The sequence below is a fragment of the Brevundimonas vesicularis NBRC 12165 genome (assembly GCF_001592205.1).
GTDB classification, from domain to species: Bacteria; Pseudomonadota; Alphaproteobacteria; order Caulobacterales; family Caulobacteraceae; genus Brevundimonas; species Brevundimonas vesicularis.
On the sequence record NZ_BCWM01000002.1, the window covers coordinates 102342 to 116516 of the forward strand.

Annotated in this window: 10 protein-coding genes; 6 read left to right on the top strand and 4 right to left on the bottom strand. The window is 64.1% G+C overall.

Going from position 1 to position 14175, the window contains the following annotated elements:
• Positions 1-67: 67 nt before the first annotated feature.
• Both BVE01S_RS02090 and BVE01S_RS02095 read right to left on the bottom strand, forming a co-directional pair.
• Positions 68-1180: a hypothetical protein gene (locus tag BVE01S_RS02090; protein ID WP_066624099.1), complete on the bottom strand. Its 1113-nt coding sequence runs from the start codon at positions 1178-1180 to the stop codon at positions 68-70.
• A gap of 26 nt (positions 1181-1206) precedes the next feature.
• Positions 1207-1500 carry a PadR family transcriptional regulator gene (locus BVE01S_RS02095; protein ID WP_088582905.1) on the bottom strand — a complete coding sequence of 98 codons (294 nt, stop codon included), beginning with the start codon at positions 1498-1500 and terminating at the stop codon, positions 1207-1209.
• A gap of 239 nt (positions 1501-1739) precedes the next feature.
• Between BVE01S_RS02095 and BVE01S_RS02100 the strand changes: the two genes are divergently transcribed.
• The 4 genes from BVE01S_RS02100 to BVE01S_RS16425 all read left to right on the top strand — a co-directional run bounded on the left by BVE01S_RS02100 (position 1740) and on the right by BVE01S_RS16425 (position 9118).
• Complete coding sequence (locus BVE01S_RS02100; protein WP_066623596.1) at positions 1740-5111, top strand: class I SAM-dependent DNA methyltransferase; 3372 nt, start codon at positions 1740-1742, stop codon at positions 5109-5111.
• 177 nt (positions 5112-5288) lie between these two features.
• Positions 5289-7517 (top strand): excinuclease ABC subunit UvrB, encoded by a 2229-nt coding sequence (gene uvrB, locus BVE01S_RS02105; protein ID WP_240612168.1) that lies wholly within the window; start codon positions 5289-5291, stop codon positions 7515-7517.
• Positions 7518-7616: 99 nt separating this feature from the next.
• Positions 7617-8417 carry a hypothetical protein gene (locus tag BVE01S_RS16695; RefSeq protein ID WP_146111994.1) on the top strand — a complete coding sequence of 267 codons (801 nt, stop codon included), beginning with the start codon at positions 7617-7619 and terminating at the stop codon, positions 8415-8417.
• On the top strand, positions 8393-9118 hold the full coding sequence (locus BVE01S_RS16425; RefSeq protein WP_084375241.1) for a DNA-processing protein DprA: 726 nt from the start codon (positions 8393-8395) through the stop codon (positions 9116-9118). Before BVE01S_RS16695 ends, BVE01S_RS16425 begins: the two co-directional genes overlap by 25 nt.
• Positions 9119-9169: 51 nt before the next feature.
• Here BVE01S_RS16425 and BVE01S_RS02110 read toward each other — a convergent pair whose 3' ends face one another.
• Entirely contained in the window at positions 9170-9922 is a 753-nt protein-coding gene (locus tag BVE01S_RS02110; RefSeq protein WP_066623601.1) for a hypothetical protein, read from the bottom strand.
• A gap of 164 nt (positions 9923-10086) precedes the next feature.
• Between BVE01S_RS02110 and BVE01S_RS16700 the strand changes: the two genes are divergently transcribed.
• A complete protein-coding gene (locus BVE01S_RS16700; RefSeq protein ID WP_066623603.1) occupies positions 10087-10650 on the top strand; it encodes a hypothetical protein in 564 nt (187 codons plus the stop codon).
• A 234-nt stretch (positions 10651-10884) separates the two neighbouring features.
• Positions 10885-12423, top strand: coding sequence for a DEAD/DEAH box helicase (locus tag BVE01S_RS02120; protein WP_370667548.1), 1539 nt, complete (start codon positions 10885-10887; stop codon positions 12421-12423).
• 224 nt (positions 12424-12647) lie between these two features.
• Here the strand turns inward: BVE01S_RS02120 and BVE01S_RS02125 are convergent, their stop codons facing one another.
• Positions 12648-14015, bottom strand: a complete 1368-nt coding sequence (locus tag BVE01S_RS02125) for an OmpP1/FadL family transporter (RefSeq protein WP_066624101.1) — start codon at positions 14013-14015, stop codon at positions 12648-12650.
• Positions 14016-14175 lie beyond the last annotated feature (160 nt).

A 14175-nucleotide genomic window follows, 5' to 3' on the forward strand; every position in this document is an offset into this window, starting at 1 on the left:
CCTCCTGAAGTAACCTTGAGGTGACATATCACCTATAGGTTACACGCCGTCAAGAGGGGATATCGCCTTATCGACCGACGACCAGTCGCGCCGCCGCGCGGATGACCCGCACCACCTCTGCGGCGAAGGCCCAGACCACCACGACCATCAGAATCGTCGCCACCCCGCCTGCATCGTCGCCAGAGCGGCCGATCAGAACCCGAACCCGATCCACAACATCGGTGATGCTGCCAACCCAGATCAGCGGCGACAGCGCCGACCAGAACCAGACCCACAGCAGGCCCCAGGCGGCGGCGACACCGAACGCCAAGTCGCCGAGCGCCGTCACCCGCACATTTCCGCCCGACGCCGCCCGGATCAGATCGAAGCCGATGCGGCAGGCGGCGAACAGGGCGACCGGCCAATAGGCGACCCGCACCATGTCGGCCAGAATGCGCCCGTAATCGACGCCGTCGACGACACCGGCCAGTTCCTCCGGCCGGATCGGCGCCACCTGTAACAGGCCCGTCCACCACAACAGCACCACGGTCCAGCCGATGGCGCTGGCCACCGCACGCGCCACGGGCGACATCTCGGCGCTCTTGCGCACGGCGCGGCCTGACTTGGCCTGACCCATGTTCCGTCCCGACCAGTCGCCGTTCGCCAGCTTCTGTCCCCACTGTTCGGCGTCGAAATCGCCGCCCAGCTCGAACAGGCCCAGATCCTTGACGCGCCATTTGGCGATGAAGTCCGGCTTCTTAGACTGACGCTCCAGCACGAAGCCGACGGCGGTGAGCAAACCGACGACCGTGATCGCGCCGCTGATCAGGCTGGAGATCCCCTGCCCGATCGCCTGGCCCACATAGACGTCGCCGACCAGGACCCGCACCGCCAGGCCGATCAGGGTGACAGCCGCCATCACCGTCAGCCCGACTTTCAGCCCGAACATCCACCACGGATAGAGCTCAGGCCCGATCAGCGCCTGCGGTCCTGGGCGATAGCGCGCCGCCACGGTCAGCGGATGACCGACTTCGCGCAGCAGGCCCTCGACCTCGTCGTCGATCGGCGCCCGTCCTAGGCGAGCCTCCAGGGCCTCCAGACGCCCCATGATCTCGTCGCGCAGCTCGGCGACGATGTCCTCGCGGTTGTCCTTCGGCAGCTGGGCCCCCACAGCCTTCAGATAACGTTCGACCAGGTCCATGCCGGTCTCTCCCTCTTTCCCGATGTTCACAGCATCTTCTCCAGCGAGGCCGACAGGCCGCGCCATTCCACAGCGAGCCGCTCCAGCATCGCCTCCCCGCGCGGCGACAGGCGGTAAAACCGCTTCTTGCGCCGCTCCTCCTCGCGCCATTCGCTGTCCAGCAGCCCCTGGCTCTCCAGCCGCCGCAGCAGCGGATAGAGGGTGCTCTCCTCCATCTCGACCCCGACCTCGCCCAAGGCGACCCGCAGCGAATAGCCGTATTGCTCGCGCCGCAAGCTCGCCAGCACAGCCAGGATCAACGACCCCCGCCGCAGCTCCATCCGCAGACTCTCGAACAGCAACGCCTCGTCGTTCTCGCTCACTCGCCACCTCCGTGCGTCACATAGTGTGTGATACACAGTGTATGAGACATACTGTGCGAGAGAGTCAATGTTGGTCGCACAAGAACCCAATGGCTTGAGCACCAAGTGAAAACACCCGTGGTGCGCGATTTCTTAATAACTACAGATTGCAACTGGAGGTCTGGCCTTTCGCGCGGTCAGGTTGCCGGGGGCATTACGTGGATACCGAGAACTTCATACAGCGCTGGCAATCCGCTCGCGGCGGCGCCGAGCGCGCCAACTACCAGATGTTCCTCGCCGAGCTGTGCGAAGCGCTGGATTTGCCCCGGCCAGACCCCGCCAGCGACGACACCCGCGCCAACGACTACGTCTTCGAACGCGGCGTGAAGCGACGCGAGTCCGAAGGCCTGGCCTCCACCCTGCGCATCGACCTCTACAAGCGCGGCAGCTTCATTCTGGAGGCTAAACAGTCGCGCGCCGCCCACAGGCCAGACGGTCAGGCGATGCTCTTCAACGCCGATGAAACCGTCTCGACCGCCGCGTCTCAAGGGCGCTGGGACATTCTGATGCGTAACGCCCGCCGCCAGGCCGAGGACTATGTCTTTCGCCTGCCCGCCGACCATGCAGCGCCGCCCTTCATCATCGTCTGCGACGTCGGCTATGTCTTCGAGGTCTATGCGGACTTTTCGGGCAGCGGTCGGGCCTACTCCCACTTTCCCGATCGCAAGCGCTTCCGCATCCGGCTGGAGGATTTGCGCGATCCGGAGGTCGTCGCGCGCCTCAGGAGCATCTGGTCTGATCCCTACAGCCTGGACCCGGGTCGCCACGCCGCGCGAGTCACGCGCCAGATCGCGGAGCGCCTGGCCCAAGTCTCCAAGGCGCTTGAAAGGAAGCACCCCGCCGAGGAGGTGGCGCAGTTTCTGATGCGCTGCATCTTCACGATGTTCGCCGAGGACGCGGACCTCCTGCCGCGAGGCCAGTTCACGGCCCTGCTGGAAGAATGCCTCGACGGCCCCGCCAGCTTCGCACCGCTACTTCAGGACCTGTGGCGCAAGATGGATGCGCCCGATTACGCCGACCGCTTCTTCTCCGGCTTCAAGACCCATCTGCGCTACTTCAACGGCGGTCTGTTTCATGACGCCCGCGCGTTCTCGATGGGCCGTGAGGAGATCGGCGAACTGCTGGCGGCGTCGCGCCATGACTGGCGCTATGTCGAGCCCGCCATCTTCGGCACCCTGGTCGAACAGGCGCTGGACACCACCGAGCGTCGCAAGCTTGGAGCCCACTACACCCCGCGCGCCTATGTCGAACGCCTGGTCGAGGTCACGGTGATGGAGCCGCTTCGCGGCGATTGGGCCGACGCCCAGCTGAAGGCCGGCGACGCCCGCGAGCGCGGCGACCTGAAAGAAGCGGTCGCCATCATCCGCGCCTTCCACCATCAGCTTTGCAACACACGTGTGTTGGACCCGGCCTGCGGAACGGGCAACTTCCTCTATGTCTCGCTGGAGCTTATGAAGAAGCTGGAAGGCGACGTGCTGGAGGCGCTCGCAGAGCTGGGCCAGTCCGAAACAATCGGCTTCGAAACCGTCGATCCGCACCAGTTCCTGGGCATCGAGCTGAACGTCCGCGCCGCCGCCATCGCCGAGCTCGTATTGTGGATCGGCTATCTGCAGCAGCACTACCGCAACCGAGCCGAACATCCCGCCGAACCGATCCTGAAGGCCTTCGGCAACATTCAGCAAAAAGACGCCGTCCTGACTTGGGACGGCTATCCCGAGCTTCAGTTCGAGATGAGGGACGGGGTCGCGGTTGAGGTCTATCCGAACGCGCGGCGGCCGGACTGGCCGGAGGCGGAGTTCATCGTTGGGAACCCGCCGTTTATCGGCAACAAGCGGATGAGAGATCGTCTCGGAGGCGCGTATGCCGACGCGCTTCGTCGTGCGTACCCCAAGCTCAACGAAGGCATTGACTTAGTCATGTACTGGTGGGATCGCGCCGCCGAAATACTCGAAGGAAAAGCGCTTCCCCTTCGTCGCTTCGGGTTCGTCACGACCAACTCAATTACCCAAACATTCAATCGACGAGTGTTGGAGAATCATCTTCGCGGATCGGGGAACATCTCGCTAATCTTCGCCATCGCGGACCATCCTTGGACTAAAGTTGAGCGTAGTTCTGCGTCCGTGCGGATAGCTATGACGGTCTGCGAGGCCGGAAAGCTGGACGGCATCCTTGCCAGTGTTATCCGAGAAACAGGCCTGACATCAGATGAACCCTTTATTGAGTTTTCTCTTGAGATTGGGTCAATTGCGCCGGATTTGCAGGTTGGACCCGACGCAGCATCCGCAGCCCAAATGCTTGGCAACATTGATCTCGCTCACCAAGGGGTCATTCCGGTTGGTGAAGGTTTCCGAGTTACAAGGAGCGAGCTAGAACATCTCGGCTACGAGATTGCCAATCTTCCTTCGGTCGTTAAGCGCTACGCCATCGGCCGCGACCTTGTAGGCAGGGCTGAAGAACGGTTCATTATCGACTTCTACGGCTTAGAAGAAAGAGCAGCTCGAACCCAATATCCAAGCTTGTTCCAGATCGTTCTGGACCGCGTTAAGCCGCAACGCGATTTGGTCAATCGCGAGAAGACTCGCGACAACTTCTGGATTTACGCCGAGCCACGCTCTCGAATGCGCTCAGCCCTCGAAGGCTTGTCGCGATTCGTTGCAACTTGCCGCACATCCAAGCACCGGATTTTCTCATTCTTGGACGGTGACATACTCGCTGACGCGAAGATCATTGCGATCGCTTTGGAGGACGCCTCTTCGTTGGCCATTGTCAGCTCCTCGATCCATGCTTTGTGGGCGATGCGGACTGGAGCGATGCTTGAGGACCGGCCCAACTACAATCATTCAGAGTGCTTCGGAAAGTTCCCTTTCCCCGACCCATGCGACCTCGCCCGCAGCGCATTGCGCGACCTCGGCGAAGAACTCGACGCCACGCGCAAGACGGTGCAGGCCGAGCATCCCGACCTAACCCTGACCAGCCTCTATAACGTGCTGGAGAAAATTCGCGCCGGGACGCCATTGGACGCCAAGGATCAGAACGTCAAGGAACGCGGCCGGGTGCTGATCCTCAAGGACCTGCACGACCAGATCGATCGGGCGACCGCAGACGCCTATGGCTGGCCCCACGATCTTTCGGACGAACAGATTCTGGAACGTCTCGTCGCCCTCAACGCCGAACGCGCTGCGGAGGAAGCCGCCGGTCATGTACGCTGGCTGAGGCCGAACTATCAGATCCCACGGTTCGCCAAGACCGCCTCCAAGACGTCTGGCGCGCTGGACCTCGGCGACAATGTCGTCGCTTTCGACCGCAGCCTGCCGGTCTTCCCCAAGGACAAGTCGGAACAGCCATTGGCCATTCGTGCGGTGCTGGAACGGTCGGGGCGCGCCATGGACGCGATCGAGATCGCTCGCGCCTTCAAGGCTGGCGGCAAACGGATCGAGCCGCGCGTCATCCAGGCGCTCTACACCCTGGTGCGTTATGGATGGATCACGCCGCTGTCGGATGGGCGCTTCGCCGCGCGACGCGCCGCCTGACGGCAACCGTCCGCTCACCGGCGCGCTATGGCGAGAGACCTCCTCACGCACTAAGTTCTGTTCATGAACCGTTCTTCGACGCCGAAGCCCGCCGCCGCCAAGCCGGCCAAGCCCGTTCACGTCCCAAATCCGGGGGTACAGGAGGCCTCGGCCGCCTTCATCCGCGGCACGGGCAAGATGCCAATGTTCGCCCCCGTCGCCGGGCCGCGCCTGACGCCGGAGGAGCCGGTCGCCGCGCCCGCCGACTGGGTGCCGCACCGCCCCTCGCACGAGGGCAAGAAGAAGGGCGGCCGCTTCCGGCTGGAGACCAAATACACGCCCGCCGGCGACCAGCCCGCCGCCATCGCCGAACTGGTGGCGCAGGCCCAGGCCGGGGACCGCGACCAGGTGCTGCTGGGCGTCACCGGCTCGGGCAAGACCTTCACCATGGCCAAGGTGATCGAGGAAACCCAGCGCCCCGCCCTGATTTTGGCGCCGAACAAGACGCTGGCGGCCCAACTCTATTCCGAGTTCAAGTCGTTCTTCCCCGATAACGCGGTCGAATACTTTGTCAGCTACTACGACTACTATCAGCCGGAAGCTTATGTCCCGCGTACGGATACGTACATTGAGAAGGACTCAAGCATCAATGAGCAGATTGACCGTATGCGGCACTCTGCCACGCGGGCGATACTGGAACGCGAAGACGTCATTGTTGTGGCGTCGGTGTCCTGCATCTACGGTATCGGGTCGGTTGAGACCTATACGGCGATGACGTTCACGCTGAAGGTGGGGGACCAGATCGACGAGGCGAAGCTGCGGGCGGATTTGATCGCGCTGCAGTACAAGCGCAACGACCTGAACTTCGACCGGGGGATGTTCAGGAAGCGGGGCGATGTGATCGAAATCTTCCCGGTCCACCTTGAGGACCGGGCCTGGCGCATCAGCCTGTTCGGGGACGAGCTGGAGGCGATCCAGGAGTTCGATCCGCTGACGGGCAAGAAGACGGCCGATCTGAACGAGATCACCGTCTATGCCGCCAGCCACTATGTGACCCCGCGCCCGACGCTGAACCAGGCCGCCGCCGGCATCAAGGCGGAGCTGAAGGAGACGCTGGACTGGATGGTCGAGAACGGCAAGCTGCTGGAGGCGCAACGCCTCGAACAGCGCACCCGGTTCGACCTGGAGATGATGGAGGCCACCGGCAGCTGCGCCGGCATCGAGAACTACAGCCGCTGGCTGACCGGCCGCGCGCCGGGCGAGCCGCCGCCGACCTTCTTCGAATACATCCCCGACAACGCCCTGCTGTTCGTGGACGAGAGCCACGTCACCATCGGCCAGATCAACGGCATGTTCCGGGGCGACTACCGCCGCAAGTCGACGCTGGCGGAATACGGCTTCCGCCTGCCCTCCTGCATCGACAACCGCCCGCTGAAGTTCGAGGAATGGGAGGCCATGCGCCCCCAGACGGTGCACGTTTCGGCCACCCCCGGCCCGTGGGAGATGGAACAGGCGGGCGGCGTCTTCGTCGAGCAGGTGATCCGCCCCACCGGCCTGATCGACCCGCCGGTCGAGATCCGCCCCGTCTCGGGCAAGACCCGCAACCAGGTCGACGACGTCATCGACGAGGTCAAGGCCACGACCGCCAAGGGCTACCGCAGCCTGGTCACCACCCTGACCAAGAAGATGGCCGAGGACCTGACCGAATATATGCATGAGCAGGGCATCCGCGTCCGCTACATGCACTCCGACGTCGACACGCTGGAGCGGATCGAGATCCTGCGCGACCTACGGCTGGGCACGTTCGACTGTTTGATCGGCATCAACCTGCTGCGCGAGGGTCTGGACATCCCCGAGTGCGGCCTGGTCGCCATCTTGGATGCGGACAAGGAAGGCTTCCTGCGCTCGGAAACCTCATTGATCCAGACCATCGGCCGCGCCGCACGCAATGTGGACGGCCGCGTCATCCTGTACGCCGACCGCATGACCGGCAGCATGGAGCGCGCCATCGCCGAGACGGACCGCCGCCGCGAACGGCAGATGGCCTACAACGCCGAACACGGCATCACGCCCGAAACGGTCAAGCGCGACATCAAGGAGATCATGGACAGCCCCTATGAGTCGCGCGAGATGGATCGCTTGACCAAACCGGGCGTGGCCGAAGCCTCCAAACCCTTCGTCGGCTCCAACTTTCAGGCCGCCCTGCGCGACCTGGAAGGCCGCATGCGCGAGGCCGCCTCCAACCTGGAGTTCGAGGAAGCCGGCCGCCTGCGCGACGAGATCAAGCGCATGAAGCTGATGGACCTGGAGTTCGCCAACGAAGCCCTGACCGGCGCCGGCGAAGCCGTCGACAAGTCCGCGCCCAAACGTTGGCGCGCCGAGGCGGCGGCGGAAGCGCAGGAGCGGTTCAGGAAGTCAAGGTTGTAAACGACACCACCCTGAGATAGCAATCGGCACAGGCTTAACGGGATCCGTTTTGCCGTTGTCACGCATGTTGGCGTGGTATGCCTTCATGGAGATTGCTAAATGGCGCAGCAAATTACGAAAATGCGAGTGGAAACTTCCCGCCTAAACACACCTAAAAGGCGCCGCTTCGCTGATACACCTGTCGTGAAGAAAAATGACACCGGCCAATATACTATCGGCACCCTTTTCCCATGCATTGACCGCATGTTTGAAGAGGAAAATCATATATACACGAGAGAAGGAAAGTACGGACCGTACGCATTTTTGAAAACACCGCATGATATTTCAAAGGCAACTAGATGGCAGGATGATAGAAAGCATCTCATTTTTTTAAGAGACACGCTTACATTCTCGATCGCTATAGATTTCAACCTAGAAAGTGCCGGAGTTTATACAGCGCTAGGACGAGCTGAACATGAGGCAAAAACTAATCATGACGCCAAATCAGTCGGCATAATCGCGGATGCCGTCACTCACACGGTTGGCCTTTTGAAGCCGTACTCCGCAGCCACGCTCTTGTGCGCAGTGCCGCCATGCCCCTCGAAAAGCTGGGATTTGCCTTCCGCTGTGATTGCCCAAGTTGCCGCGCAGACAGGGAAACCAGCGGTAAACGATCTAGCTTTCGCCAATAAAAAGCAGAGCGTTAAGTCATTGAGCGTGGCGGACAAATGGGACGCATTAGAGGCTGCCGGGTTGACCGCAGGACCCAGCGTTATAGGTAAGCGGGTGATCCTCTTTGATGACAAATATCAATCGGGCATGACCCTACAGTTTGTGGCCTCTAAACTCTTGGAGGCAGGCGCCACCGACGTATACGGACTTTGCGCAGTCAAGACATGGCGAGACACGGACAACACGTGACAAACGAATTCGACGCATTAACCCCTCAAGACAGGGCGTACCCTGCTTTCATGAGGAACTTGTTCGACGATCTCGTTCCGCCTGATCTATGGTACCAAGGCAATTTAGAATTACTTGCCCAAAAGTCGGTGGGATTTTGCGGGTCTCGGAAGGCAACCGAGTCAGGCCTTGATGTAACTAAGGATTGCGCAATATTTTTGTCTGAACGCAATGTTACCGTTACTTCGGGGTATGCTTCTGGAGTAGACATCACAGCCCACAAAGAAGCTCTGAAGTCGGGCGGATCGACTATTATTGTTCTTCCTGAGGGAGCCAACGGCTTTCGTATAAAGCGAGAGATACGGGACTTTTGGGACTGGTCACGCGTTTTGGTGCTGAGTTATTTTCAGCCACACCACGTTTGGCGCGCTGACAGAGCGATGGATCGCAACAGGGCGATTGTTTCAATTAGCGACGCGATAGTGGTGATTGAGGCTGGCGAAACTGGCGGGACACTAAATGCTGGTAGAGTTGCGCTTAAAGCCAACAAACCTCTTTTTGTTGCCACATTTGCGGACATGTCGGGGGATAGGGGCGGAAACAGGATGCTGCTAGAGGCTGGAGGCAGGCCATTGATGCGCAGCCGCTCGACAGGACGGACCCAAATCAATCCGCTGCTAACCGAGTTGGGCTGCGACATTGAGCCGACACGCGCTAACTGATCTGCTTTTCTCTTCGTCCTTTGGGCTGAAGCTTAGGCAGAGCGTCGGCCCTCACAACTCATCCAGCGTCTTGTCCCATTCCTCCATCGTCACGATCCCGCGCCAGGTGCCGAGGTAGAGGTCTATGCCCTGGGAGATGCGGCGGTCCTGTTCACGTTCGATGACGGGGTCGAGGCCGGCGGCGCGGAGCTGGTCCTCGAGCGCGGCGATGCGGCGGTCCAGCTGGACGCGGCGGGCCAGTTGGGCCTCGCTCCATTCATCGTTGGCGCGGGTCAGCTTCTGCTTCGCCTGCCAGTATTGGCCGCGTAGTTCCCAGTCGCTCTTGTCGCTGGTGTTCATGGCGAAGCGGCGCTCGGCCTCGGCCTCATTGGTCAGGATGTCGAAGACCAGTTGCAGGGGCGCGTTTTTCACCGTCAGCCGGGCGGCGCGGCCGGGGCCGTCGCGGTCGGCCAGTTTGCGATAGGTCTCGGCCAGGGCCGCCAGGGCGCGGGCCTGGGCGAAGTCCTGGGCGTGCAGGGCGCGGCCCGAGGCCTGGGCGGCGGCGCGGGCCAGGGCGACGGGATCGTTGGGGTCGTCCGGCGACAGGTCGGCCGCGTCGTCTGGCGACAGGGGCTGGGGCGCGGGCGTCGCGGCCTCGCTGCGCGGATGGCGGGACCAGCCCTCCTTCGTCGCGCGGGCGCGAATGGCGGCCTCGGTCACGTCGTGGCGGGCGGCGACGGTCTTGGCGTCGAGGCCGGACAGATAGTCCTTTCGGACCTGGGTCCAGACCTCGGGCGGTTTGATCTTGTAGCGGCGTTTTTCCATGCGGGCATTATGGGGCGGTCTCTACCCCAGGCCGGAAGAAGACCGATTATCGAGGCTAGAGATTTGATTTTCCACATCGCGAGATGTCAGGGGTCACGCGCCAGCTGTGCATGAGGCGCGGGTGCGACCGATGATGACGCAGGGGCGTGCGACACCCCTGCCCCATGAGCCAGGGCATACATCGCAAGATCCGGCCGGACGCCGTCTGGGCCGAGGTTCGCAAGGCGTGGGAGGACGGCGAGACCGCGCGGTCCGTCGCCGCCCGCTACGACGTCGGGGTGCCCGCCCTGTGGAAGCGGCGCGAGGCGGAAGGCTGGAAACGACCCGAGCCGACGCTGGCGCCGATCGAGCCGGCGGAAGGCTGGGACCGGCATATCCAGGCGCGGCGCGACGCCTTCAACGCCCAGCTGGAGGACGCGCGGGCGCTGGCGGAATGTCTGGCGGCGGCGATGACGGACGAGCGGCTGAGCCGGGCGCCGCACTGGCATATTCCGTGGCTGTATCACTGGCGCGCGACGCATCTGGGGCCCGAGGCGACGGCGCGGGACCGGGCGCGGGCGATCGAGACGGGACAGCCGTGGGCCGAGCGGTTCTGGGACGCGGACGGGGCGCTGAAGCCGCTGGCGTGGCTGGATCTGGAGATGGCGCGGCTGCATCCCGAGGACTGGCGCGCGGCCATCGGCCTGCCCGACGGACTGCCCGAGGCGGCGACGCGATACGCGCCCTGATGGGCGCCGCAGTTGACTTATCGGCGATAAGCGCCCATTTGCGCGGCGTCGCACACTCGCGATCTCCGGCGTCTCCAGCGCGTGTGGGTCCCCTTCGGACCTGTCTGTAGAAGCCGCCGGCCCCTCATATCCATTCGCTGCCCGGACACGCGGGGCGGCGCCCGATCCACCCCGCAGGCCTCCTCCCCGAGGCCCCGTCGGGACTGGCGGTGCGCGGCCCGACGGCGTCATGCCATGGCTGATAGCGCCCTGCCGCTACGCGAAAGACAGACTGCCGTGAGCACCACATTCGAATCCATGGGCCTGAACAAGGCCCTGCTGCAGGCCCTGGCCTCGACCGGCTACACCAAGCCGACCCCGATCCAGGAAAAGGCCATCCCGGACGTCATGGCCGGCAAGGACCTGCTGGGCATCGCCCAGACCGGCACCGGCAAGACCGCCGCCTTCGCCCTGCCGATCCTGCATCGCCTGGCCGAAAACCGCATTCCGCCCCGGCCGCGCACGACGCGCGTGCTGGTCCTGAGCCCCACGCGTGAACTGGCCACCCAGATCGGCGACAGCTTCAAGGCCTATGGCGCCCACCTGGGCTTCCGGGTCGCCGTGATCTTCGGCGGCGTGAAATACGGCGGTCAGGAGCGGGCCCTGCAACAGGGTCTGGACATCCTGGTCGCTGCGCCCGGCCGCCTGTTGGACCACATCCAGCAGAAGAACCTGGACCTGTCCTCGACCGAGATCTTCGTGCTGGACGAGGCCGACCAGATGCTGGACCTGGGCTTCATCAAGCCGATCCGCCAGATCGTCTCGAAGATCCCGGCCAAGCGCCAGAACCTGTTCTTCTCGGCGACCATGCCGTCCGAGATCGGCAAGCTGGCGGGCGAACTGCTAAAGGATCCGGTCAAGGTCCAGGTCACGCCGCAGTCGACAACGGTGCAGCGTATCAGCCAGTCGGTCGTCTATATCGAACAGGGCAGGAAGCGCGCCCTGCTGACCGAGATGTTCAGCGATCCGGAATACACGCGCTGCCTGGTCTTCACCAAGACCAAGCACGGCGCCGACAAGGTCGCGGCCTATCTGGAAGCCGGCGGCGTCGAGGCCGGGGCCATCCACGGCAACAAGAGCCAGCCCCAGCGTGAACGCACCCTGGCCGCCTTCAAGGCCGGCAAGCTGCGCGTCCTGGTCGCCACCGACATCGCCGCGCGCGGCATCGACGTGGACGGCGTCTCGCACGTCGTGAACTTCGAACTGCCGCACGTGCCGGAATCCTATGTCCACCGCATCGGCCGCACCGCGCGGGCGGGCAAGGACGGCACCGCCGTCAGCTTCGTCGCCGGCGACGAGATGAAGCTGCTGCGCGACATCGAGAAGGTCACGCGCCAGAAGATCCCGGCCATCGACCGCCGCAACGACAAGGCCCTGGGCCAGCTGGACGCCACCATCATGGCCACCGGCGTCGGCAAGAAGGCGACGATGCCGGAACGCGAGGGCGGCGAGCGCAACGAGGGCGGCCAGGGACGGGGCGGTCGCGGCCGTCGCGCGCCACACCGCGAGGGCGTGCGTCCGGAAGGCGGCGGCCAGCCGCACCGCCAGCGTCGCAACCGCCCGGGCGAAACCCCGGCGGCCCCGCGTCCCGAGCGCGCCTACAACCCCCTGGCCGGCGAGCGCGTCCCCTCGATCAACGACAACGTCAAACCGGCCGAGGGCGAAATGAAGCGCCGCCCCCGTCGCCGCCCGTCGAACGGCGGCAAGGGGTACGGCGGCGCCGCGAAGGGCTGATCTAGATCCTCCCCCGTGAAGCGCAGCGAAACGGGGGAGGGGAACCGCGAAGCGGTGGAGGGGGCGACCGTCGCACGGCGTGACACGTCGGACGTCGCGCCCGTTTCCGCCCCCTCCACCCCGCTTCGCGCGGTCCCCCTCCCCCGCTGCGCGGTGGAGGAATAAAAAACGGCGGCTCCTGCGAAGGAGCCGCCGTTCTCATGTCAGCCGGGGCTGAGCGGGCCTCAGAAGTTCCAGGTCGCGCCCAGCGAGAAGCCCACGCCCGAGCCTTGCGCTTCGCCGCGCAGGTTCGAGACGACCAGGCCGTTGCCGTAAACGTCGCGGGTGTCGTTGATCGTCGCGGTGTCGATGTCGATGTAGGTCACGGCGCCGTCGAAGGTCATCGAACCGATCGTCTTGGACAGGCCGGCGGCGTAGAGCCAGCGGTCGCCGTCCGGGATACGGGCGGTGCGGTGATCGTCCGAGGTCGGGGTCGGGTCGTAGCCCAGGCCGGCGCGGAAGGTCATCGACGGATCGATCTTGTAGTCGAAGCCGATCGCGCCAGTCGTGACGTCGTCATAATCCTGAACGATGGTCGAACGACCGTTGGCGCCATAGGTCACGCGGATGGCGTCGAACTCGCTCCAACCGATTTGGTTGACCTGGGCGTTCAGGGTCAGGCGATCGTTGACGGCGTAGCGAGCCGAGACGGTGGCGTACCAGGGCGTGTTGAAGCTGGCCTGGCCGTCGGCCGAAACGTTTGCCGCAGCCAATGCGCCAGTCAGGCCGGAGATGTTCACCGAGCCTTCCAGTTCGTGCTCGATCTTGGAGCGGTACGACAGACCGAGGTCCAGCTTGCCGAAGTGCATCTGGGCGCCGGCGTTCCATCCGTAATCCCAGCCGTCGCCTTCCAGCTGGTTGCGGCCGTCGGTGGCCGAGGGGATCAGCACCAGCGGAGCAACGCCAGCAACGGTCGGCAGGTTCGGCAGCGCCGACGAAAGAGTCGCCTTGGCGTATTGGGCGTCGAAGCCGGCGCCGATGTCCAGCCAGTCAGTGACCGTCATGGCGGCGACCAGGCTGACGTTGGCCGAGCGCAGTTCCGACGTCAGGGCGTCGTAGCGGGCGAAATCAGGCTGTTCGTACTTGGTGGTGAAGTTGTAGGGCGCCTGGACGGCCAGACCGACGTTGAAGCGGTCGCCGATCGGCATGGAGACGGCGAAGTTCGGCACGATGCCGCTTTCGACGACGTCGTGGACATGCGGGTCGCCAGCCACAACGGTTGAGCCGCTGAGGATGGTGCCGGCCGGGAACGGCGGCGTCGGGGCAGGCAGGTTGTAGCTGAGCGTGGAGCCGCGATTGTCGACGTCGGAGTCCAGGATCAGGCCGTGGGCGCCGACATAGACTTCGCGCTGGGTGCCGGCGATGGCGGCGGGGTTCCACCACAGCGACTGGACGCCCTTGTCGGCGCCGACGCCGGCGTTGGCGCGACCCTGGCCGCGGGTCGATTGTTCCTGGACGTAGAAGGAGCCGGCCATGGCCGGGGCGGCGACGCCGGCCAGCAGGGCGGTCGTCAGGGCGATCCCGCCCACGCGGGCGAAGTTCCTGGAGGTCATTTCATACACCTAAGTAAGCGCCGGCCGCATTACGCGCGGTCGATCAGGGGAGGAGCCCTCTCAGCGTTCGCGGCGCGAAAGCGTTGCGGGCAAGGCCCCCATCGGACCGGAAACAGGCGAAACCGTGGCGCCTGAGCCGCACACGATCACGGCTTTGCGA